Below are 727 nucleotides of genomic sequence, written 5' to 3' on the forward strand. Positions count from 1 at the left end.
GTCAGATGATGCCCTCAGCATCATCGCCCGTACGAATGTAGCCGTTTCCACTTTGGAAGATTCCATCGCACGCACTACGGCCTATCAAAAGGCTGGGGCCGATGCGATTTGCCTTGTCGGAGTAAAGGATTTCCAACACTTGGAGGCGCTCACCTCGCATCTTTGCGTGCCAATCATGCTGATTAATTATGGAAACCCTGCACTGAGCGATGTTCAGAAGCTGAGCGCAGCCAATGTGCGAGTTGTGGTCAATGGGCATGCCCCCTATTTGTCCGCAATCAAAGCGTCCTACGAGGCGCTACGCGAACAAAGCGGTATGGAGGGGCGCGAGCTTTCCCTCCCTGAGCTGCTTTCAAAATACACGCTCTCGGATAATTACCGTGAGTGGGCGAAGACCTACTTGAAGTCAGAACACGATTCGAATTGAGCTTGAAACAGGCGAAATAAAGCATCATGAAAAAGACCATCCTGGCCTTCAGCCGCGTCTCACCCAGCCTGCTTGAACCTTATAAAGATAAATACAACGTCATCATCATGAGTCCCGAGCTTGGTGACATGGATGCCTAGTTCGAAGCTGCCATTTCCAGCGCCCACGCACTGATCGGCGGCAATCGTCGTCTGGGTGAAGCTGAGCTGGCTTCGGCTGAAAACCTTGAGATCATCTCGAGCATATCGGTTGGCTACGACAACTATGACCTCAGCTTTCTCAATGGCCGAGGGATCATGT

Annotated in this window: 2 protein-coding genes; both read left to right on the forward strand. The window is 51.9% G+C overall.

Annotated elements, in window-relative coordinates:
- A partial coding sequence (locus AC1DVH_RS32240; RefSeq protein WP_477757185.1) for an isocitrate lyase/phosphoenolpyruvate mutase family protein occupies nt 1–427 on the forward strand: 427 nt, incomplete at its 5' end.
- Between the two features lie 206 nt (nt 428–633).
- The coding region (locus AC1DVH_RS32245; protein WP_477757186.1) for a hypothetical protein at nt 634–727 on the forward strand (94 nt) is incomplete at its 3' end.

Source organism: Pseudomonas sp. P4_C3 (assembly GCF_056402075.1).